Origin of the sequence: Microbacterium binotii, from assembly GCF_021398715.1 — a bacterium.
In the GTDB taxonomy this organism is placed as follows: Bacteria; Actinomycetota; Actinomycetes; order Actinomycetales; family Microbacteriaceae; genus Microbacterium; species Microbacterium binotii_A.
The window spans coordinates 1,760,380-1,780,350 of the sequence record NZ_CP090347.1 but is presented as its reverse complement, the minus strand read 5'-3'; the positions used below and the strand labels follow the sequence as shown (position 1 = coordinate 1,780,350).

19 protein-coding genes and 4 tRNA genes are annotated in these 19,971 nt (G+C 67.7%); 12 read left to right on the top strand and 11 right to left on the bottom strand.

Going from position 1 to position 19,971, the window contains the following annotated elements; genetic code table 11:
- Positions 1-24: 24 nt before the first annotated feature.
- The gene (locus tag LXM64_RS08955) at positions 25-933 is read right to left on the bottom strand and encodes a sulfurtransferase (protein ID WP_419144866.1); all 909 of its coding nucleotides are present in this window, start codon (positions 931-933) and stop codon (positions 25-27) included.
- 116 nt (positions 934-1,049) lie between these two features.
- On the opposite strand from LXM64_RS08955, the gene zapE reads away from it, so the two are divergent.
- The 3 genes from zapE (at position 1,050) to LXM64_RS08940 (ending at position 4,063) form a co-directional block, all read left to right on the top strand.
- A complete protein-coding gene (gene zapE / locus LXM64_RS08950; protein ID WP_234072925.1) occupies positions 1,050-2,084 on the top strand; it encodes a cell division protein ZapE in 1,035 nt (344 codons plus the stop codon).
- A gap of 194 nt (positions 2,085-2,278) precedes the next feature.
- Positions 2,279-3,505: an ammonium transporter gene (locus tag LXM64_RS08945; RefSeq protein WP_234072924.1), complete on the top strand. Its 1,227-nt coding sequence runs from the start codon at positions 2,279-2,281 to the stop codon at positions 3,503-3,505.
- A 96-nt stretch (positions 3,506-3,601) separates the two neighbouring features.
- The gene (locus LXM64_RS08940) at positions 3,602-4,063 is read left to right on the top strand and encodes a type II toxin-antitoxin system PemK/MazF family toxin (RefSeq protein WP_326490522.1); all 462 of its coding nucleotides are present in this window, start codon (positions 3,602-3,604) and stop codon (positions 4,061-4,063) included.
- A 3-nt stretch (positions 4,064-4,066) separates the two neighbouring features.
- Here the strand turns inward: LXM64_RS08940 and LXM64_RS08935 are convergent, their stop codons facing one another.
- Positions 4,067-4,723: a pentapeptide repeat-containing protein gene (locus LXM64_RS08935; RefSeq protein ID WP_234072923.1), complete on the bottom strand. Its 657-nt coding sequence runs from the start codon at positions 4,721-4,723 to the stop codon at positions 4,067-4,069.
- Positions 4,724-4,800: 77 nt separating this feature from the next.
- On the opposite strand from LXM64_RS08935, the gene LXM64_RS08930 reads away from it, so the two are divergent.
- On the top strand, positions 4,801-5,079 hold the full coding sequence (locus tag LXM64_RS08930; RefSeq protein ID WP_234072922.1) for a hypothetical protein: 279 nt from the start codon (positions 4,801-4,803) through the stop codon (positions 5,077-5,079).
- A gap of 42 nt (positions 5,080-5,121) precedes the next feature.
- Here LXM64_RS08930 and LXM64_RS08925 read toward each other — a convergent pair.
- A tRNA-Val gene (locus LXM64_RS08925) sits at positions 5,122-5,194 on the bottom strand.
- Between the two features lie 148 nt (positions 5,195-5,342).
- Between LXM64_RS08925 and LXM64_RS08920 the strand changes: the two genes are divergently transcribed.
- The 3 genes from LXM64_RS08920 to LXM64_RS08910 all read left to right on the top strand — a co-directional run bounded on the left by LXM64_RS08920 (position 5,343) and on the right by LXM64_RS08910 (position 5,639).
- Positions 5,343-5,415 (top strand) — tRNA-Gly (locus LXM64_RS08920).
- Between the two features lie 55 nt (positions 5,416-5,470).
- Positions 5,471-5,541: transfer RNA gene (locus LXM64_RS08915), tRNA-Cys, on the top strand.
- 26 nt (positions 5,542-5,567) lie between these two features.
- Positions 5,568-5,639, top strand: a tRNA-Val gene (locus LXM64_RS08910).
- Positions 5,640-5,721: 82 nt separating this feature from the next.
- Here LXM64_RS08910 and LXM64_RS08905 read toward each other — a convergent pair.
- Complete coding sequence (locus LXM64_RS08905) at positions 5,722-6,198, bottom strand: hypothetical protein (protein WP_234072921.1); 477 nt, start codon at positions 6,196-6,198, stop codon at positions 5,722-5,724.
- A gap of 197 nt (positions 6,199-6,395) precedes the next feature.
- Entirely contained in the window at positions 6,396-7,109 is a 714-nt protein-coding gene (locus tag LXM64_RS08900) for an alpha/beta fold hydrolase (protein WP_234072920.1), read from the bottom strand.
- 237 nt (positions 7,110-7,346) lie between these two features.
- On the opposite strand from LXM64_RS08900, the gene LXM64_RS08895 reads away from it, so the two are divergent.
- A complete protein-coding gene (locus LXM64_RS08895) occupies positions 7,347-8,561 on the top strand; it encodes a cupin domain-containing protein (RefSeq protein WP_234072919.1) in 1,215 nt (404 codons plus the stop codon).
- Positions 8,562-8,618: 57 nt separating this feature from the next.
- On the opposite strand, the gene LXM64_RS08890 is transcribed toward LXM64_RS08895, so the two are convergent.
- From LXM64_RS08890 to LXM64_RS08875, 4 genes are all read right to left on the bottom strand, one after another.
- Complete coding sequence (locus LXM64_RS08890) at positions 8,619-10,307, bottom strand: dipeptide ABC transporter ATP-binding protein (protein ID WP_234072918.1); 1,689 nt, start codon at positions 10,305-10,307, stop codon at positions 8,619-8,621.
- Positions 10,304-11,287 carry an ABC transporter permease gene (locus tag LXM64_RS08885; RefSeq protein ID WP_137416928.1) on the bottom strand — a complete coding sequence of 328 codons (984 nt, stop codon included), beginning with the start codon at positions 11,285-11,287 and terminating at the stop codon, positions 10,304-10,306. The genes LXM64_RS08890 and LXM64_RS08885 overlap by 4 nt, the downstream gene beginning before the upstream one ends.
- The gene (locus LXM64_RS08880; RefSeq protein WP_234072917.1) at positions 11,287-12,360 is read right to left on the bottom strand and encodes an ABC transporter permease; all 1,074 of its coding nucleotides are present in this window, start codon (positions 12,358-12,360) and stop codon (positions 11,287-11,289) included. Before LXM64_RS08880 ends, LXM64_RS08885 begins: the two co-directional genes overlap by 1 nt.
- 84 nt (positions 12,361-12,444) lie before the next feature.
- On the bottom strand, positions 12,445-14,079 hold the full coding sequence (locus LXM64_RS08875; protein WP_234072916.1) for an ABC transporter substrate-binding protein: 1,635 nt from the start codon (positions 14,077-14,079) through the stop codon (positions 12,445-12,447).
- Between the two features lie 256 nt (positions 14,080-14,335).
- Here LXM64_RS08875 and LXM64_RS08870 point away from each other — a divergent pair, with 256 nt between their 5' ends.
- Positions 14,336-14,677 (top strand): hypothetical protein, encoded by a 342-nt coding sequence (locus tag LXM64_RS08870; protein WP_234072915.1) that lies wholly within the window; start codon positions 14,336-14,338, stop codon positions 14,675-14,677.
- A 2-nt stretch (positions 14,678-14,679) separates the two neighbouring features.
- On the opposite strand, the gene LXM64_RS08865 is transcribed toward LXM64_RS08870, so the two are convergent.
- The gene (locus LXM64_RS08865) at positions 14,680-15,834 is read right to left on the bottom strand and encodes an SLC13 family permease (RefSeq protein ID WP_234072914.1); all 1,155 of its coding nucleotides are present in this window, start codon (positions 15,832-15,834) and stop codon (positions 14,680-14,682) included.
- Between the two features lie 63 nt (positions 15,835-15,897).
- On the opposite strand from LXM64_RS08865, the gene thrS reads away from it, so the two are divergent.
- The 3 genes from thrS (at position 15,898) to LXM64_RS08850 (ending at position 19,112) form a co-directional block, all read left to right on the top strand.
- The gene (gene thrS, locus LXM64_RS08860) at positions 15,898-17,904 is read left to right on the top strand and encodes a threonine--tRNA ligase (protein WP_234072913.1); all 2,007 of its coding nucleotides are present in this window, start codon (positions 15,898-15,900) and stop codon (positions 17,902-17,904) included.
- A complete protein-coding gene (locus LXM64_RS08855; RefSeq protein ID WP_234072912.1) occupies positions 17,901-18,458 on the top strand; it encodes an HIT family protein in 558 nt (185 codons plus the stop codon). The genes thrS and LXM64_RS08855 overlap by 4 nt, the downstream gene beginning before the upstream one ends.
- An 81-nt stretch (positions 18,459-18,539) precedes the next feature.
- Positions 18,540-19,112: a hypothetical protein gene (locus tag LXM64_RS08850; protein ID WP_234072911.1), complete on the top strand. Its 573-nt coding sequence runs from the start codon at positions 18,540-18,542 to the stop codon at positions 19,110-19,112.
- A gap of 6 nt (positions 19,113-19,118) precedes the next feature.
- Here the strand turns inward: LXM64_RS08850 and pdxY are convergent, their stop codons facing one another.
- Positions 19,119-19,970 carry a pyridoxal kinase PdxY gene (pdxY, locus tag LXM64_RS08845; protein WP_234072910.1) on the bottom strand — a complete coding sequence of 284 codons (852 nt, stop codon included), beginning with the start codon at positions 19,968-19,970 and terminating at the stop codon, positions 19,119-19,121.
- Position 19,971: the final 1 nt, after the last annotated feature.

Here is a 19,971-nt window from a genome sequence, read left to right as displayed (position 1 = left end):
CCGCGACATTCTCGCACGCAGCGTCTAGCGGCCGGGCACCTCGCCCGGCTCGGCGCCGGTGACGATGGGAACGCGCACCGCGCTGCCCCACTCGGTCCAGGAACCGTCGTAGTTGCGGACGTCCTCGAAGCCGAGCAAGTGCTTCAGGACGAACCAGGTGTGACTGGAGCGCTCACCGATCCGGCAGTACGCGACGACCGGCTCGCCGTCGGTCAGGCCGGCTTCATCGCGGTAGATCGCATCCAGGTCCTGGCGGGTCTTGAACGTGCCGTCATCGGCGACTGCGCGTGCCCACGGCACACTCTGCGCGGACGGGATGTGGCCGGCTCGCAGAGCGCCCTCCTCGGGATACGCGGGAGCGCTGGTGCGCTCGCCCGAATACTCCTCGGGGGAGCGCACATCGATCAGCGGATGCCCGAGGTGCGCGAGGACGTCCTCCTTGTAGGCGCGCAGCGCGCTGTCGTCGCGCTCGACGACGGGGTAATCGGTGCGCGCGCGGTTCGCGGGCTCGGTGGTGATCTCCCGCCCCTCGGCGATCCAGCGGTCGCGGCCACCGTCGAGCAGTCGGACGTCCTCATGACCGAACAGTGAGAACACCCAGAGCGCGTAGGCCGCCCACCAGTTGTTCTTGTCGCCGTAGATCACGACGGTGTCGTCGCGCGAGATGCCCTTGCGGCTCAGGAGCTCGGCGAACCCGTGGCCGTCGACGTAGTCGCGCACGACGGGATCGTTCAGCTCTGTGTGCCAGTCCACCTTCACCGCACCGGGGATGTGTCCCGTCTCATACAGGAGAACGTCCTCATCCGACTCGACGACGACGAGTCCGGGAGCCCCCAGGCGGTCCTGAAGCCACTGAGTGGTGACGAGGCGCTCGGGGTGCGCGTAAGCGGTGAACTTCTCGGACGAGGCATCGAGGTCGACGGGCACGGGGATCTCCTGTTCGGTCGGGGTGCGACCGAGCACGTAAAGTGAGCACGTCGCCCGACCGAGCCTAGGTTCGCGTCGCCTCACCCGCATCCACTCCGTAACCGTGTGACACAGGATTCCGCATGACTTCGCCCGCTCATCAGAACGCATTCGTGCATCTCGCCGAGCGGTCTCCGCAGGTGACCGGTGCGGACATGGTCGCCGCCCTCGTGCCTCCGCCGCAGTTCGCCGACGCGAGCTTCGACACGTACCGGGCGGATGATGCCTTTCCGTCGCAGGCCGAGGCCAAGCAGACACTTCGTGAGTTCGCCGGCGCCGTGGTCGAGGCGCCCAAGCGCGGTCTGTTCCGCCGCGCTCCCCGCGCCCCCGAGCGCAAACCGGGCGTCTACCTCGACGGCGGCTTCGGTGTCGGCAAGACGCACCTGCTGGCATCCATCTATCACGCGATGCCCGCGCGCCGGAAGTACTTCGGTTCGTTCATCGAGTACACGGCGCTCGTCGGCGCCCTCGGCTACCAGCAGACCGTCGAGTTGTTCCGCGGCTCCGATCTCCTGTGCATCGACGAGTTCGAGCTGGACGACCCGGGCGACACGATGGTGATGACACGCCTGCTCGGCGAGCTCGTCGCATCCGGCACAAAACTGGCCGCCACCTCGAACACCCCGCCGAACGCACTGGGGGAGGGGCGTTTCGCCGCGCAGGACTTCCTACGCGAGATCCAGGCGATGTCGGCCTCGTTCGAAACGCTGCGGATCGACGGTGTCGACTACCGCCAGCGTGCGGTGGACGGGCATGCGGTCGTTCTGGATGCGGGGGCGTACGAGGGCGCTCTCGCCGAGGCTGCCGCATCCGGTGTCGTCTCCGATGACGAGTTCTCGGCCCTCATCGCCCATCTGGCGAAAGTGCACCCGTCGCGGTACATCCGCCTCATCGACGGGCTGACGACCATCGGGCTGCGCGACGTGCAGCAGTTGACCGACCAGTCCGCGGCCCTCCGGCTCGTCGCCTTCGTCGATCGCGCCTACGACGCGCAGATCCCGATACGAGCCACCGGCGTCGCCTTGGACCAGGTGTTCGGCGACGAGATGCTCGCGGGCGGCTATCGCAAGAAGTACCTTCGCGCCATCTCACGGCTGATCGCGCTCACCCACTCCTGAGCCGCGATCCCTGGCGGGTTCCCGGTGCGGGGAAACCTGTTGTTTACCGTGGTGGGCCGGCTGTAACAAAGCGGAAACACCATTCGCGCACCGCTGGAACTCCTTCTCGACAAACTGTGGACGTCCTGAGGAGCTGCGACCCGATCTGCGGCCCTGGGATTACCTCGAGTAACACGACATGGATGAGGAATTTCATGGATAGCGGAAATCTCGCCTGGTCCGTCGCTGCGACGGCACTTGTGCTCTTCATGACGCCGGGCGTCGCGTTCTTCTACGGAGGACTCGTCAAGGCCAAGAGCGTCGTCAGCATGATGATGATGAGCTTCGGCGCGCTCGGCCTGGTCAGCGTCCTGTGGATCCTCTACGGGTTCAACATGAGCGCCGTCGAAAGCCCGTTGTCGTTCGCCGGCAACCCCTTCTCCGACTTCGGCCTGGGCGGGCTCGACGACAACGGTCTGGTCGGCGCGACCTTCGGCGCGACGTTCGCGATCATCACGGTCGCCCTGATCTCCGGTGCGATCGCCGACCGCGCCAAGTTCGGCGCCTGGATGATCTTCGCCGGCGTCTGGGCCACGGTCGTCTACTTCCCCGTCGCAGCCTGGGTGTGGGGCGGCGGCTGGATCATGGAGCTGGGCACGACCTTCGGCTTCTCGACCTCGGTCATCGACTACGCAGGTGGCACCGCGGTGCACATCAACGCGGGTGCCGCGGCGCTCGCCCTCGCGCTCGTCCTCGGCAAGCGCATCGGATTCCAGAAGGGCATCACGAAGCCCCACAACGTGCCGCTCGTCATGCTCGGTGCGGCGATCCTGTGGTTCGGGTGGTTCGGCTTCAACGCCGGCGCTGAGGGCACGTTCGGTCTGCTCGGCACCGAGGACTCCTCGGTCGGTCTGATCATCATCAACACCCTGGGTGCGACCGCTGCCGCCATCATCGGTTGGCTCGTCGTCGAGAAGCTCAAGGACGGCAAGGCCACCTCGGTGGGTGCTGCCTCGGGTGCCGTCGCCGGTCTCGTCGCCATCACCCCCTCGTGCGCCAACCTCACGCCCGGTTGGGCTCTGCTGCTCGGTGTCCTCACCGGCGCCGTCTGCGCCCTGGCGATCGAGCTGAAGTGGAAGCTCGGTTACGACGACTCGCTCGACGTGGTCGGCATCCACCTCGTCGGTGGTCTGATCGGAACGGTCTACCTCGGCTTCTTCGCCACCGAGACGGGCCTGTTCGTCGGCGGCAACTACGAGCAGCTCGTGCTGCAGGTCATCGCCGCGCTGGGTGTGCTGATCTACTCCTTCGTCGTCGCATGGATCATCGGCTTCGCGATCGAGAAGACGATCGGCTTCCGCATCAAGAACGAAGATGAGCTCGCCGGTGTGGACTCCACGGTCCACGGTGAGGAGGGCTACTCGCTCGCCGAGCAGTCCTGACACATCGTCTCCCGAAAGGAGGGGGCGTCGCGGTTCGCCGCGGCGCCCCCTCCTTTCGGCGTCTGCGGCCTCCGTCGGTCTGGATAGGCTGGCGCGATGGGTCTGCTCTCCCGCCTCGGCCGCGGCGTCCTGCGCCTGGTGCGTCCCGCGGCGTCCCCTCAGACGTGCGAAGTTGATCCGCGTTCTGTCGGGCGTCTGAGGCTCGCGTACGCGCCGCGTCCCGATGGGATTCCGGATGCGGGGGAGATCGTGTGGACGTGGGTGCCGTACGCCGAACGTGACGGGCGCGGCAAGGACCGTCCCGTGCTCGTCGTCGCGCGTCAGAGCCGCGACCGCGTCTATGCGGTCAAGCTCACCAGCCGCGCGCATCCGGGGTCCGATGCCTACGTCGCTCTGGGCGCGGGTGGGTGGGATCCGAAGCGCCGCCCCTCGTGGGCTGACACCGATCAGCTCTACAGCGTGTCCCACGCGGGGCTACGGCGTGAGGGCGCCGCGTTGGACGCGGCGCGCTTCGCCCGGGTCGCGGAGGCTCTCCGCGCGCGCTACGGGTGGCGATGATCATCACTCGTCGCTGATCGAGATCCCGACGTGCGCGGCAAGGAGCGGCGTCAACTGGAGTGCCTGCTCGTGGGAGATCGTGGCGCCGGACAGGTGGCCGATGCCCGAGACAGCCGAGAGCGCCGCGCCTCGAAGGTCCATATCCGTCAGCGATGCACGAGGCAGCTCGAGAGACGCGATCCGTGTGTCCGTGAACTGCACTCGACGGCACCGCGTCTCACTCAGATCGAGCTCGTCGATCGAGCAGTCCGTGAACTGGACATCCAGCAGCTCCGCGCCGCGCAGGTTCACGAAGCCCAGGCGGCATCCGGTGAAGTGGACGCTGCGCAGCGAGCTGTCGTACGCGGTGAGAGCCCCGACACGGCCGCTGAGACGGGCATCAGACCAGTCTGTGCGCGCAGCGTCCACGACGGGGACGTCGACGGCGTCGAGCGCGACCTCGAGCAGGCCCGCCCCGCGCAGGCGCAGCTCGGGGGCGACGAAACGGTCGAAGCGGACGCCGTCGAGTCTCGCGTCGGTGAGATCGACAGGGGAACGGTGGTCGATCGCCAGACTCCTGCCGGTCAGCGTCGCCCCGGGACCCACCTCCTCGGGCCTTCCGTCGGCGAGGTCGTCGAGGTGGAGCGTGTTCAGCTGCGGGGGCTTCGGCGCAGACGGCATGTGTCCATCCTGGCGCGTCGCGGGCCGTCTCGGGGGCTCGCTCTCGATCCGGACGCGTTCACCAGTAGCCTCGGGTCATGAGCGAGAGCAACCCGCGAAGACGGAGCTCGGTCGTCCGCGGACTGGTGTGGGGAGCGCTCGTCCTTCTGGGCGCCGCGGTCGTTCTGCTCCTCACGACCTCCAGCCAGGGGGCCTGCTACGACTCGGGTACGGACCCCGACGCGAGCTACTGCACGAGCGCACCGGTTGTGGGCGTTGCGGGTGTGTGGATCCTCTGGACACTCTGGGCGGTCCTCGCCGCGTTGAGCGGCTACCAGATTCTTCGGCGAAGGGCTCCGCGATGGAGGAGAGGATAGCCCGGAAACGCCAAACCCCCGGCTGAACCGGGGGTTTCGGGGTGGGCGATACCAGACTCGAACTGATGACCTCTTCCGTGTGAAGGAAGCGCGCTACCAACTGCGCCAATCGCCCGTGACCCGTGGGGCCGAGAACCGAGCATACCGGATGCAGGCGGGCCTCGTTGACCAGACGGCGAGACACGCGCGGGCCCGTCTCGGTTTTGCGAAGCGTCGGAGTTGGGATAATGTTTTCCAAGTGCCCGAGAGATCGGGAACGAAATGCGGATGTAGCGCAGTTGGTAGCGCATCACCTTGCCAAGGTGAGGGTCGCGAGTTCGAGTCTCGTCATCCGCTCGAGTGCGGGGATCTCCCTCCGGGGAGATCACGTCACGTGGGTCGAACCACACACGGTGGCGTGGCCGAGCGGCTAGGCACCGGCCTGCAAAGCCGTTTACACGGGTTCGAATCCCGTCGCCACCTCGCCCATAACTGAACAGCCTGTACAGGCGCGATTGGCGCAGCGGTAGCGCGCTTCCCTGACACGGAAGAGGTCACTGGTTCGATCCCAGTATCGCGCACCGAAGAACCCCCGGTCATCCGGGGGTTTTCTCGTTTCCGGGGTGTGTCGTGCGCGGACGCTTCGAACGCACGCGCATCTCGTCACGCGTTGCGCGGGCGCCCCATGTCGCGAATGGTCTCTGAGCGAGCCCGGCGGCGCTCGCTCAGCCGCGTCGCGCACAACCAGACGAGCCATATCGCGATGGCTGCGAAGCCCCCGGTCACCAGGGCAGCTCCCGCAGGATTGAGATCGAGGCCGCAGTATCTGGCGCCCAGCGGGTCGATTCCTTCCAGCGGTTTCCCCTCGGACCAATGGTCGCTGATCGTGTAAGCGAGCCCGAAGTACGGGACTCCCCACGCGGTCGCGCCGAAGCCGATGCAGAGCAGCACATGTGCCCACACGAGGTGCGCGCGCCGGCGCGCCCATATCGAGTACGCCACCACCCAGCCGGCTGCCAGCGCTGTGCAGCCTGCGAGGACGATCGAGCTGTTGACCCAGACCTCAGCGCTCACCATGCCGGAGTCGATCACGTCCCAGCCGCACACGGTGATCGTCGAGGGGAGCAGCGTGGCCGTCATCAGCCATCCGCCGAGCCCGGCGGGTATCGTCCAGGGCCACACGCGTCGTCTCGACTCGATCATTGTCCGCGTTCCCCTCGCCGACCGGCCAGCGGCACCCGCGCCTGACGACGCGTCCCGCCTGATCCCCGCCCTTGGAGAGGACGAGGAGAGCATACGTCACCGGTTCGATCCCCGCGCCGCGCCGGCTCGAGGGGTCAGGCGAGTTCTGCGAGCGCGGCCTTGATCAGCTCTGCCACCGCCCCGGGGTTCGAGACCATGACCGAGTGCGACGCGCCGTCGATCACGCGAGTGCCGCGCGAGCCGGCACGCTCCGCCATGAACGCGAGCCCCGCCTCGGGAATGTTCTTGTCGCCCGTCCCGTAGATGAACCACGACGGGAGCGTCTTCCACGCCGGCGTCTCGGCGGGCAGGCCCTCGCCGAGGGCGTAGTCCCGGATCGGACGCTGCGTGAGGGCCGACAGCTTCGCGACCTCGAGCGGCACATCGGCGGCGAACTGGTCCGGGAAGAGTGCGCGGTCGACGACGAGGTCATTCGTGCCGTCGCCGAGAGGGTACGGTCGCACGCGCTCACCGAGGGTGCTGCCGGGGAACTGACCGGTCAGGTCGAGAGCGTTCTCGCCATGGTCGGGCGCGAAGGCCGCCACGTAGACGAGGCCCTTGACCTTCTTGTTCTCGGCGCCGGCTTCCGTGATGACCGCACCGCCGTACGAATGGCCCACCAACAGCACGTCGCCGGGCAGCGAATCGACGAGACGACGAACGTTCTCCGCGTCCGTGGTCACGCTGCGCAGGGCGTTCGGGGTCGCGATCGCGTCGATGCCCGCATCCTGCAGCAGCGTCAGAACGCCGTTCCAGCTCGAGGACTCGGCGAACGCGCCGTGGACGAGGACGACGGTGGTGTCGGACATGGGTGGTTCTCCTCAGGTTCCTCTGCTCGCTTGCGAGGCGCCCGGCGGCGCGGCGGGTACGCGCAGACGCTATATGCGGCGTAAGGCACCCGCATCCGCTCTGAGTCGGAATCCGTCCCGCTCCCTGACGAGCCTCGACGCGCGTCGAAGCGAATTGCGTCATCGCGCGGTGCCGAGCCGAGGCACCGTTCGGCGAGACTCGCCGGCATCCACTCGACGGGACAAAGGAGCACAAGCATGGACACCCCGGACAGCACAGCGCCGCACCACGAGGCAGCGACGTTCGGCAATCCCGACCTTCCCGCGGAGGGCGAGATCAACACGGCTGACCGGCCGCAGAGCACCGTCATGACGGGTCCGCGGAACCCCGTCATCACGTCGCAGTTCCCGAACCAGATCGATGCTCCGGCCACCGACATCTCGACGCAGCCGTTCTTCTGGTCGTCGTTCAACATCTCTCCTCGTCGCGTGCAGCGTGGCGGATGGGCGCGCGAGCTGACCAGCAGCGACTTCCACATCTCGGATGAGATCGCGGGGGTCAACATGTATCTGGAGCCGGGTGGCATCCGCGAGCTCCACTGGCATCAGACAGCCGAGTGGGCGGTCATGACGCGCGGCAAGGCGCGTGTGACGACACTCAGCCGCTCGGGCCTGCCGGCGGTGGAGGATGTGGAGGAAGGTGATCTCTGGTTCTTCCCGGCGGGGACCCCGCACTCGCTGCAGGGGCTCGGGCCGGACGGCGCGGAGTTCGTGCTCGCCTTCGATGACGGACAGCAGTCGGAATCGAACACCTTGCTGCTCACGGACTGGTTCGCACACACGCCGCCGGAGGTGCTCGCGAAGAACTTCGGGGTCGCCCAGGAGGTGTTCTCCGACATCCCGCTGCACAACCTCTGGATCTTCCCCGGCGACGAGCCGCCCGCCCTGGAGGTCGATCAGGCCGCCGCGGGCGTCGAGTGGGGGATGGAGCCGGTCATCTTCCGGCTGTCCCGCTCCCAGCCTCGATACCAGAACTCGGGCGGCAGCGTGCAGGTAGCCGACTCCACCAACTACGCCTACTCGAACACCGTCGCTGCCGCGCTCGTGACGGTCGAACCAGGTTCCATGCGCGAGCTGCACTGGCACCCGAACGCGGACGAATGGCAGTACTACCTGCGCGGCTCAGCCCGCATGACGGTGTTCAACACCGGCCCGCACGCCAACACGACCGACTTTCGGCCGGGTGATGTCGGGGTCGTCAAGAAGAACTACGGCCACTACATCGAGAACACCGGCGACGACCTCCTGCAATTCCTCGAGGTGTTCCGCACCGACAGGTACGAGGAGATCAGCCTCGCCAACTGGCTCGCGCACGTGCCGCCACAGCTCGTCTCCGCCCACCTCAACATCGACCCCGCCGTCCTCGCGACCTTCCCCCGGACGGCGCAGGGCATCACGCCCCTTCGCGGATGAGCGGATGCGTGCGCCGCGACCGGCCCGGCGAGGGTGAGGTCCCGGCGCACGCGCCGTTCATCGCCCCGCTTCGGGCGGCAGCGCCAGCCACGCGGCGCGGCGCTCCGCCTGCGCCACCGGGTCGGGCACCGGCAGCGATGTCAGGAGGCGTTCGGTGTAGGCGTCCTGCGGGTGCAGGAGCACCTGCGCGGTCGTTCCCTGCTCGCGCACCTCACCCTGCCGCAGGACGACGACGCGGCCCGCCACGGCGTCGATGACAGCCAGGTCATGGCTGATGAACAGCGACGCGAAGCCGAGCTCCCGCTGGAGTGCCGCGAACAGCTCCAGCACCGTGGCCTGCACCGACACATCGAGCGCACTGGTCGGCTCGTCCGCGATCAGCAGCTTCGGGTCGAGGGCGAGGGCGCGGGCGAGGGACGCGCGCTGGCGCTGTCCTCCCGACAGTTCATGCGGGAAGCGGTCCCCATAGGCGGCAGGGAGGCGCACCGCATCCAGGAGCTCGTCGACGCGCTTGCGCGCCTGAGCGGCGCTGCGCACCCGCTTGTGCACGACGAGCGGCTCGGCGATGCACTCCGCGATCGTCAGCAGAGGATTGAAACTCGTGGCGGGGTCCTGGAAGACGAATCCCACCTGCGGGCGTAGCGCCGTGAGCGCACGGGGCCTCACATCGCGCATCTCGGTGCCGAGGACCTGCAGGGACCCGTCCGCGACGGAGGTCAGACCCACGATCGCGCGGCTGATCGTGGTCTTGCCCGAGCCGGACTCTCCGACGAGGCCGAGGACCTCACCCGGGCCGATCCAGAAATCGACGCCGCGCACGGCCACGACGCCCGTGCGACCGAAGCGGCCCGGGTAGGCGATGTGGAGATCGCGAGCGACCACGAGGCTCCCCGCCGGCGGCTCGGTCGGTGCAGGCGTTGCCGGGTCCTGTGCCGCGCTCTTCCCGGCGCCGACATGAGGAACAGCCGCGAGCAGCTCGCGCGTGTAGGACTGCTGCGGTGCGGCGAAGAGCTCGCGCACCGGTGCCTGCTCGACGATCTCGCCGCGATACATGACCACGACACGATCCGCGAGATCGGCGACCACGCCCATGTTGTGCGTGATGAGCACGATCGTCGCGCCGAACTCGTCGCGGCACGCGCGCAGCAGCTCGAGGATCTCCGCCTGCACGGTCACATCCAGCGCCGTCGTCGGCTCGTCGGCGATGATCAGACCCGCATTGAGCACGAGCGCCATCGCGATGACGACGCGCTGCTTCTGTCCCCCGGAGAACTGGTGGGGGTAATCGTCGACGCGCTTCTCCGGCTCGGGGATCCCCACCTTCCGGAGGATCTCGACCGAGCGGCGCCGCGCCTCCGCCCGCGTCACCCGCTCATGCGCCCGGATGCCCTCGGCGATCTGCCATCCCACGGTGAACACCGGATTCAGCGCCGTCGACGGCTCCTGGAACACCATCGCGGCGTCACGACCGCGCACGGCGCGCAGCTGGGACGCGGATGCATGGACGATGTCGGTCTCGCCGCTGTCCCGGCCCTGGATCACCACAGCGCCGGACGTGGTGGCGGTCTCCGGGAGCAGCCCGAGCAGGGTGTTGGCCGTGACGGTCTTCCCGGACCCGGATTCGCCGACGATGGCGAGGACCTCGCCCGCGTGCGCGGCGAGCGAGATACCGTCGACGGCGACGACGGGATCACCGTCGGTCGCGAAGGTGACCCTCAGGTCGTCGATGCGTGCGATATCGCTCATGCGGACGCCTCCTTCGTGCGCGAGCGGGGCGCGCGGCGTCGGGTGCGCAGCCGCGGGTCGCTCAGGTCGTTGAGGCTCTCACCGACGAGCGTGATGCCGAGGACGACGAGGACGATGGCGATGCCCGGCGGGATGGCGGTCCACCAGATGCCGCTCGTGACGTCCGAGACGGCGCGATTGAGGTCGTAGCCCCACTCCGCGGCAGCCGTCGCTTCGATGCCGAATCCGAGGAAGCCCAGGCCGGCGAGCGTCAACAGCGCCTCCGAGGCGTTGAGGGTGACGACGACCGGCAGAGACCGGGTGGAGTTGCGCAGCACGTGTCGCAGGAGGATGCGCGAGGTCGGCACCCCGATGACCTGCGCGGACTCCACGAACGGTTCCGCTTTGACCCGCACCACCTCGCTGCGCACGACACGGAAGTACTGCGGGACGAACACGACAGTGATGGCGATGGCCGACGCGAGGATGCCGCCCCAGAGCGTCGATTGTCCCTGGCTGATGACGATCGACATCACGATCGCCAGCAGCAGCGAGGGGAAGGCGTAGATGGCATCGGCGAGGACGACGAGGATGCGGTCCAGCCAGCCGCCGAAGTATCCGCCGAGCAGGCCGACGAGCACCCCGAGGAAGATCGAGAAGGCGATCGCGCACACGATGGCGAGCAGCGCCGTCTGCGCCCCCCAGATCGTCCGCGACAGGACGTCGAAGCCGCTGACGGTCGTTCCGAGGAGGTTGACCGCATTCGGTGCCTGGAGGGTGCCGAAGTCCTGGCCGTCCACCGAGCGCTGCGCGAAGCCGTAGGGCGCGATCCATGGTGCGAGGGCGGCGGTCAGGATGAACAGGGCCGTGATGACGAGCCCGGCCACGAGCATCCCGCGCTGCAGCCCCACGCTGCGGCGGAGCTGTGAGAGGACCGGCAGCCGGTCGGCAAGCGGACGGCGGCGGTCGGTGACGGCTGCCGGGGAGGGGGCGGTGGACATCAGTACCTCACTCGCGGGTCGATGAGGGCGGCGACGACGTCGACGATGAAGTTCGTGACCGCGACGACCACGGCGATCATGACCACGATGCCCTGAACGGCCACGAAGTCCCGCGCCTTCAGATACTCGGAGAGCATGAAGCCGATGCCCTTCCATTCGAAGGTCGTCTCGGTCAGGACGGCGCCCGAGAGGAGCACGGCGATCTGCAGGCCGATGACGGTGACGATCGGGATGAGCGCCGGACGGTAGGCGTGCTTCGTGACGAGCCGGTACTCGCCGACGCCCCGGGCGCGTGCGCTCGTGACGTACTGCGAGCCGAGCGTGCCGATCACGTTGGTGCGCACGAGGCGCAGGAAGATGCCGGCCGTGAGGATGCCGAGAGCGAGCGCCGGCAGGACCGCGTGCCACAGGACGTCGCCCACCGCATCCGGTCTGCCGAGTCGGATGGCGTCGATGAGGTAGATACCGGTCTGGCCGTCGAGGCTCTGTAAGGCCAGCTCGGTGCGCGTACCCGCGCGTCCGGATGCGGGAAGGACGCCGAGCGCGACGGAGAAGATGAGTTTGAGGACCATCCCGAGGAAGAAGATCGGCGTTGCGTAACCCAGGATCGCGGCGATCCTCAGGGCCGCATCCTGCCAGCGGTCGCGGCGGTAGGCCGCGAGCAGACCGAGCGGGATGCCGAGGACGAAGGCCACGATGAGCGCGTACAGGGCGAGCTCGAGCGTCGCGGATCCGTACTGCAGCAGGATCGTGACCACCGGACGCCCGTCGGTGATCGTGTTGCCGAAGTCGCCGCGGAAGACCCCGCCGATGTACTCCGCGTACTGGACGATCAGCGGGCGGTCGTATCCGGCCTCGTGGATGCGTTCGGCGAGTTGATCGGGTGGGAGCTTGCCGCCGAGGGCGGCGGTGATGGGGTCTCCGGTGACCCGCATCAGGAGGAAGACCACGGTGACGAGGATGAAGACGGTGGGGATGATCAGGACGAGTCTGATCAGGATGTAGCGCCAGAGCCCACCCCGCTGGGGAGCGACGGGCTTGACGACGGCGGCGGCGTCTACCGCTGTGACCATGCGGAAACCTTTGAACGGTCGGAGTCCTCCACCCGCGTCCGGACGACGCCGTCGGAAGGCGGCGTCGTCCGGAGCGAGGGGGACTTACTTGTGGAGCGGGGCGTAGCGGAACTTAAACGAGCCGTCGAGCACGGCGCCGTCCACGTCCTTGCCGACGACGGCGACCTGCGTGCCCTGCAGCAGCGGCAGCGTCGACAGGTCCGTCGCGACGAGTTCCTGGATCTTCTCGATGTCCGACTGGCGCGCGGCCGCATCCGTCTCGGACGCCTGAGCCGTGATGAGCTCCTGCACCTCGCTGTTGTCGTAGTGGTTCGCGAGGAAGTTGTCCGCGGCGAAGAACGGCGTGAGGTAGTTGTCGGCGTCGGAGTAGTCGGGGAACCATCCGAGCTGATACATCGGGTAGACGTCGGCGGTGCGGTCCTTGGAGTACTGCACCCACTCGGTCTGCGCGAGGTTGACGGTGAACAGGCCGCCCTCTTCCAGCTGCGACTTGACCGCGGCGTACTCGTCACCCGACGAGGGGCCGTAGTGGTCGCCGTTGTACTGGAGGTTCAGTGTGACCGGGGTGGATACACCGGCGGCCTCGAGCGCGGCCTTCGCCTTGTCGAGGTCGGGCGCCCCCGCACCGTCGCCGTAGAGCTCCTTCAGCGGCTCGGTGGCGCCCGTGAGACCCTGGGGCACGTAGGAGTAGAGCGGCGTGTAAGTGCCCTTGTACACGTCCTCGCTCAGTGCCTCGCGGTCGACGAGGTCGGCCATCGCCTGCCGTACCGCGAGCGACTTGGCCGGGTCGGCCTCGGGCGTCGCGGCGCCGAAGGGCATCGTGTCGAAGTTGAAGACGATGTAGCGGATCTCGCCGCCGGGACCGTCCACGACCTTGACCGCGTCGTTCTTCGACAGGTCGTCCACGTCCGTGGCGGAGAGGCTGCGGAAGGCGACGTCGATGTCGCCGCCGGCGACATCGAGCTTCAGGTTGGAGGAGTCGGCGTAGTACTTGACCGTGACGCTGCTGTTCTCCGCTGCGCCGAGAGCACCCTTGTAGTCGGGGTTGGGCTTGTAGGAGATGAGCTCGTTGATCTTGTACGAGTCGATCACGTACTGACCGCCGAAGGCGTTGCCGGCGACGATGTCATCGTCGCTGGTGAGCGCGTCGGCCGAGAAGACCTCCTCGTCGACGATCGGACCTGCGGGGCTGGAGAGGATCTGCTCCCAGGTCTGGTCGTTGCCGTTCTTCAGGGTGAACACGACGGTGGTGTCGTCGGGCGCCTCGACGGATGCGAGGTTGCCGAGCAGCGAGGACGGCCCGTTCGGATCGGCGATCTTCAGCTGCCGGTCGAAGCTGAACTTGACATCCGACGACGTCAACTCGTGTCCGTTCGCGAAGGTGAGTCCGTCCTTGAGCGTGACGGTGAACTCCGTCGGCGAGGTGAACTCGCCGGACTCGGCGATGTCGGGGGTCACATCTGCAGTGCCGTACTGGCTGTTGAAGAGGAACGGGTAGACCTGGTTCATGACCGCGAACGAGCCGTTGTCGTAGGAGCCAGCCGGGTCGATGAAGGTGATCTTGTCGGTGGTGCCGACGATGAGGTCGCCGCCTGCGCCGCCGCCCGTCGACTCGCCGCCGCCTCCTCCGCCCGAACACGCGGCCAGCATGACTGCCGTGCCGGCCAGAGCGGCGACTACGAGACCGGCACGGCCTCGCCTGATGTGAACAAGAGACATAGTGGTATCCCTGCTGTGAATGGTCGCCGGGCGCACTTCGCCGGGCGCATGGAGGTCATTCTCACCTGGTCTTGAGCGAACACACAGGAAGATGGCGATCTTTTAACGCACCCGAAACGCCTTCCGCTGTGCGTCGTCGGTCAGCAGATCGCTCAGAACGATGCCCCGCGATGATCGGTTCTGCGCGTGCCTAGACCACCGCAGGGGTCGTCGCAACCGCCCCGGGACGCGGTGCACAGGCGCGCATGGTGGATGCATGAGACGCATCACCTACGCCGGCGAGAATGTACTGACCACCGACGATGTGGCGAGCCTTCTCGTCGAGCTGACGGCGGAACTCGCCAAGCGTGGCGAAGCGGCGGCAGTGCGGATCCCCATCGACCCGGACGGCACCGCCGAACTCGTCGTCGGGCTGGGCAACGATGTGCTCTCGGTGCCGGTCGCGCGGGACGGCGACGACCCGGACTTCGACAGCTCCGAGCTCGAGGCCCACCTGCAGCGGGTCCGCCCGGCACCCGAGCGTCATCTGAGGGCGGTCGAGGGCTTCGACGGGCCGGATGACGGCTACGACCCCGACTACGACATCTCCGAAGCCTGAGCTCACCGCATCCACAGCAGCGGGAGTGCGGCGAGTCCGACGATCAGCGGAGCGGCGAGCGCACCCCACAGGATGAATCGTCCCCACGACACGTCGATGCCCTCCGACTGCAGCCGCTCGTGCCACAACAGCGTCGCCAGCGACGCCCACGGCGTGATGAGCGGACCGGCGTTGACGCCGATGAGAAGGGCCGCAAGATGGATCGGAGATGCCGCGACCGCCGGTTCGAGGGCCAGGTAGGCGGGCAGGTTGTTGATGACGTTCGCGCCGACGGTGCCCGCACCGGCGACCGCGAACACCGTCCAGGGCTGGTCCGATGAGTTGAGCACAGCCGAGACCGGGTCGAGCAGACCCGCCGCGTCCGCTGCCGAGGCGACCAGGAGCAGACCGCTCGCGAAGACGAGCAGCTGCCAGGGGATGAGACGCAGCGAGAGCAGTCGCGGCGAGCGCCACGAGACGAAACCGACGAGCACGACAGCCGCTGCCGCCGCGGGCATCCACGGCTCGAGGCCCGAGACCAGTAGCGGGAGCATGACCGCCACGATCACTCCGGCCGTGATCAGGAGCGGCCTGTCGGCGATCTGCGGTGACGCTGCGGGGGAGAAGCGTCCCCGCAGCCGCCTGCGGTCGCGGAGCCACAGGACGGCCACGGTCACGACCACGGCGATCAGCGCCGACGGCCCGAGAAGTCCCACGAACGCTCCCGTGCCTCCCGCGAGATTGTGCGCTGCGAGCAGGTTCGTGAGATTGGACACGGGAAGGAACAGGGACGCTGTGTTCGCCAGCCACACCGTCGCGAACGCGAACGGCAAGGGGGGAAGTCCGTTCGCTCTGGCGACAGCGACGACGACGGGCGTCAGCAGTACTGCGGTGGTGTCGAGAGAGAGGAACGCGGTGGACACCAGCGCGAGCGCCACCACGAGGAGCCAGAGCACGATCGTGCGGCCGCGGGAGAGGCGTGCGAGAAAAGCTCCGAGCACGTCGAACAGGCCCACGCGGGTCGCGAGCTCGGCGACCACCGTGATGGCGGTCACGAAGCCGAGAACCGGCAGGATGCGTTCGGCCACCGCGACGGCCGCGTCCGGGGGCAGGACGCCGAAAAGGACCGCGACGACGCCGACCAGCAGCAGCGCGCCGCCGATGAGGGCCAGCTTCACGACACCATCTTGCCGCCTCGCAAGCTCGATAGGATCGATTGAGACCCACTTCAGGAGCGTCCTTTGACTGATCTGACCCCGGCAGCCGTCGCCTACCCCGCAGACGGATTCGCCCTCTTCCCCGACCGCTCCGTCATCGCGTTGCGCGTGAACGGCGAACTGAAGGACCTCGCGACGACGATCGCCGAGACCGACGTCGTCGAACCGGTCACGATCTCGTCGGAGGACGGCCTGGCCATCCTCCGTCACTCCACCGCGCACGTGCTCGCACAGGCGGTGCAGCGTATCAAGCCGCAGACGAACCTCGGCATCGGCCCGCCCGTCACCGATGGCTTCTACTACGACTTCGGCACCGACACCCCGTTCACGCCGGAGGACGTCAAAGCCATCAAGAAGGAGATGGAGCGGATCGTCCGTGAGAACCAGCGGTTCGTGCGTCGGGTCGTGACCGACGACGAGGCGCACGCGGAGCTTGCCGACGAACCCTTCAAGCTCGAGCTCATCGGCCTGAAGGGCGGCAAGAAGGAAGCAGCCGAGGGGGCGTCTGTCGAGGTCGGCGCGGGTGAGCTCACGATCTACGACAACGTGAACCGCGACGGCGAGACGGTCTGGAAGGATCTCTGCCGCGGACCCCACGTGCCGAGCACCCGCGTCATCGGCAACGGCTGGGATCTGCAGCGCATCGCCGGCGCGTACTGGCGCGGCAGTGAGAAGAACCCGCAGCTGCAGCGCATCTACGGCACCGCGTGGGCGACCAAGGACGACCTGCGTGCCTACCAGCACCGGCTGGAGGAGGCGGCGAAGCGCGACCACCGCAAGCTCGGCAAGGAACTCGACCTGTTCTCGTTCCCCGACGAGATCGGCTCCGGCCTCAGCGTCTGGCACCCCAAGGGTGGCATCGTGCGCGGCGAGATGGAGCAGCACGCGAGGCGTCGGCATGTGGAAGGCGGGTACACGTACGTCTACACGCCGCACATCTCCAAGGAAGACCTGTTCATCACCTCCAACCATCTGGTGACCTACCGGGAGGGCATGTTCCCGCCCATCACCATGGACGAAGAGCGTGACGCGGAGGGCAACGTCACCAAGGTCGGCCAGGAGTACTACCTCAAGCCGATGAACTGTCCGATGCACATCCTCATCTACAAGGAGCGCGGCCGCAGTTACCGCGACCTGCCGATGCGACTCGCGGAGAACGGCACCGTCTACCGCAACGAGCTCTCGGGTGCCCTGCACGGCCTCACGCGCGTGCGCGGTTTCACCCAGGACGACTCGCACCTGTTCGTCACCCCCGAGCAGCTCGAAGCCGAGGCGACGCGCGTGCTGGAGTTCGTGATCTCGATGCTCCGCGACTTCGGGCTCGAGGACTTCGAGCTGGAGCTCTCGATGCGCGACGACGAGAAGTCGAAGTGGATCGGTTCCGACGAGTTCTGGGAGTACTCGACGAACGCGCTGCGCAACGTCGCCATGGCGAGTGGCCTCAAGCTCACCGAAGTGCCGGGTGAGGCCGCGTTCTACGGGCCGAAGATCGACCTCAAGACCCGGGACGCCATCGGCCGCACCTGGCAGCTGTCGACCGTGCAGGTCGACCCGAACCTTCCCGAGCGCTTCGGACTCGAGTACACCGGTCCCGACGGCGAGAAGCACCGCCCGATCATGATCCACCGGGCGCTGTTCGGCTCGATCGAGCGTTTCTTCGCCATCCTGCTCGAGCACTATGCGGGGGCTTTCCCCGTGTGGCTCTCACCCGTGCAGGTCGTCGGCATCCCGGTCGCCGAGCAGTTCGCGGACTACCTGGACGGCATCGTCGACCGCCTCAAGGTGTCGGGTGTCCGCGCGGAGGTCGATCACTCCGACGACCGGATGCAGAAGAAGATCCGCACGCACACGACCCAGAAGGTCCCGATCCAGCTGATCGCGGGGGAGCAGGACCGCAGTGCCGGCACGGTGTCCTTCCGTTTCCGCGACGGGACGCAGACGAACGGGATTCCCGCCGATGACGCGATCGCGATGATTCAGCGCGTGATCGCGGAGAAGACCCTCGTCAACACCGCGGAGGATCTCGCGTGACGACGGAGCCGGATCAGACGGATGCGGCGCTGATCGCCGCATCCGATCTGGCCGGCGTGCCGGATGAGTTCCAGCGGCTGTGGACTCCGCACCGCATGGCCTACATCCAGGCCGGCCCCGAGCCGCACTCCGAGCAGTGCCCGTTCTGCGCCGCGCCGCACAAGAGCGACGAGGACGGACTCATCGTGCATCGCGGGGTTCGCGCATACGTCCTGCTGAACCTGTTCCCGTACAACTCGGGCCATCTGCTGGTGTGCCCGTACCGCCACATCCCGACGTACGATCTGGCGGATGCGGAAGAAGTCGCGGAGATCGGTGCGCTCACACAGACCGCGATGCGCGTGCTCCGCGAGACGTCCCGCTGCGACGGGTTCAACATCGGCATGAACCAGGGCGCCGTCGCAGGCGCGGGGGTTGCGGGCCATCTCCACCAGCATGTCGTCCCGCGGTGGGCGACCGACGCGAACTTCTTCCCGATCATCGCGCGCACCAAGGCGCTGCCGCAGCTGCTCGGCGACGTGCGCCGCTCGCTCGCGGACGCATGGCCGCTCTGAGCGTTCTCCACAAGCCCCCGGTACGAGCAGCAGCCTGCCGATAGCGTGGCGGGCATCGTTCCACGAGCCCGGGGGTCTCTCATGCGCACACGTTCCGTCCGACTCATCGCGCCGATGCTGCTGCTTGCGCTGGTGCCGTTGGCGGGGTGCCAGTTCACCCCGCTGCCCGCATCCAGCGAACCGGGCGAAGCGCTTGCTCCCTCGGACGAATCCACGGGGAGCGCCGGCGAACCGGGATCCGACGATCTGATCGACGGCGACGTCTTCGCCGAGCGCGATGCCTTCTTCGAGGCTCAGCAGCAGATCCCCGGCGACCCGATGCTGACGCCGAAGACCCCCGAGCAGCAGGAGTTCATCTCGCAGCAGCGGGCCTACACCGAGTCGCAGGGTGGCACGTGGTCACCGGAGATCGAGAGCATCACCCTCGCTCTCGCGCTGGACGCCTGCGAGACCTCGATCCTCAACGGTCACGATGTCGACCAAGACCTGTATGCCACGCACGTGGCGACCTCGCCGCTGATCTCGGCACTCACGAACGGCGATCCGACGACGGAGCGCAACGTCACCAGCATCATGGTCTTCGGAACGGGGTTCCTGTGCCCGGGCGACGCTCCCCAGTGGGAGAGCGCCTTCCGTGCCGCCACCGGCGGCTGAGTCGACTCAGCGCACCTGACGCACGGTGAATTGCAGGCGGGGGTGCGCGTAGGCCTCCTGCGACTCGACGAGCTGAAGTTCGCGTTCGCCCGAGCGGTGCGTCGCCTCCAGCAGGTCGAACACGCTGGAAGCGGTGCGGGCCAGGGCGTCCGCAGCATCGCCGGTGCGCGTGTAGTGCGCCGTGAAGAGAGCGGCGGTCACATCGCCGGATCCGTTCGCCTTCATGGGCAGCAGGGGGGTCGTCACGATCCAGGCGCCTCGGGGCGTCACGGCCATCATCTCGATCGTTCCCTCCTCGCGGTCGGGGCGCTCGACGCTCGTGATGAGAACCGTGTCCGGCCCCATCGCGCGGGCCGCATCCGCTGAAGCGAGAGTCTCCTCGATGGTGTGCGGATCGGTGCCGGTGAGAAAGCCCAGTTCGAACTGATTGGGCGTGATGATGTCCGCCACCGGGACGACCTTCTCGCGCAGGAGCTCGGGGATGGCGGGAGCGACGAAACAGCCGGACTTGGCGTTGCCCATCACCGGATCGCACGCGTAGACCGCGTTCGGGTTGGCGGCCTTCACGCGCGCCACTGCGTCGACGATCACGTCGGCGATGCCCTCGGAGCCCTGGTACCCGGACAGGATCACGTCGATCTTGTCGAAGACGCCGCGCTCCTCGATGCCCGTGATCACGTCGCGCACGTCGTCCGGTGCGATGAGCGGTCCTCGCCAGGAGCCGTACCCGGTGTGGTTCGAGAAGTTCACGGTGTACACAGGCAGAACCTCGACTCCGATGCGCTGCAGGGGGAAGACCGCAGCGGAGTTGCCGACGTGACCGTAGGCGACGGCGGACTGGATCGAAAGTACCTTCACA

Excerpts from the sequence above, each read along its gene's own strand:
- zapE (WP_234072925.1), top strand. The coding sequence starts at position 1,050 with ATGACTTCGCCCGCTCATCAGAACGCATTCGTGCATCTCGCCGAGCGG.
- LXM64_RS08945 (WP_234072924.1), top strand. The coding sequence starts at position 2,279 with ATGGATAGCGGAAATCTCGCCTGGTCCGTCGCTGCGACGGCACTTGTG.
- LXM64_RS08940 (WP_326490522.1), top strand. The coding sequence starts at position 3,602 with ATGGGTCTGCTCTCCCGCCTCGGCCGCGGCGTCCTGCGCCTGGTGCGT.
- LXM64_RS08935 (WP_234072923.1), bottom strand. The coding sequence starts at position 4,723 with ATGCCGTCTGCGCCGAAGCCCCCGCAGCTGAACACGCTCCACCTCGAC.
- LXM64_RS08930 (WP_234072922.1), top strand. The coding sequence starts at position 4,801 with ATGAGCGAGAGCAACCCGCGAAGACGGAGCTCGGTCGTCCGCGGACTG.
- LXM64_RS08905 (WP_234072921.1), bottom strand. The coding sequence starts at position 6,198 with ATGACGGCCACGCTGCTCCCCTCGACGATCACCGTGTGCGGCTGGGAC.
- LXM64_RS08900 (WP_234072920.1), bottom strand. The coding sequence starts at position 7,109 with ATGTCCGACACCACCGTCGTCCTCGTCCACGGCGCGTTCGCCGAGTCC.
- LXM64_RS08895 (WP_234072919.1), top strand. The coding sequence starts at position 7,347 with ATGGACACCCCGGACAGCACAGCGCCGCACCACGAGGCAGCGACGTTC.
- LXM64_RS08890 (WP_234072918.1), bottom strand. The coding sequence starts at position 10,307 with ATGAGCGATATCGCACGCATCGACGACCTGAGGGTCACCTTCGCGACC.
- LXM64_RS08885 (WP_137416928.1), bottom strand. The coding sequence starts at position 11,287 with ATGTCCACCGCCCCCTCCCCGGCAGCCGTCACCGACCGCCGCCGTCCG.
- LXM64_RS08880 (WP_234072917.1), bottom strand. The coding sequence starts at position 12,360 with ATGGTCACAGCGGTAGACGCCGCCGCCGTCGTCAAGCCCGTCGCTCCC.
- LXM64_RS08875 (WP_234072916.1), bottom strand. The coding sequence starts at position 14,079 with ATGTCTCTTGTTCACATCAGGCGAGGCCGTGCCGGTCTCGTAGTCGCC.
- LXM64_RS08870 (WP_234072915.1), top strand. The coding sequence starts at position 14,336 with ATGAGACGCATCACCTACGCCGGCGAGAATGTACTGACCACCGACGAT.
- LXM64_RS08850 (WP_234072911.1), top strand. The coding sequence starts at position 18,540 with ATGCGCACACGTTCCGTCCGACTCATCGCGCCGATGCTGCTGCTTGCG.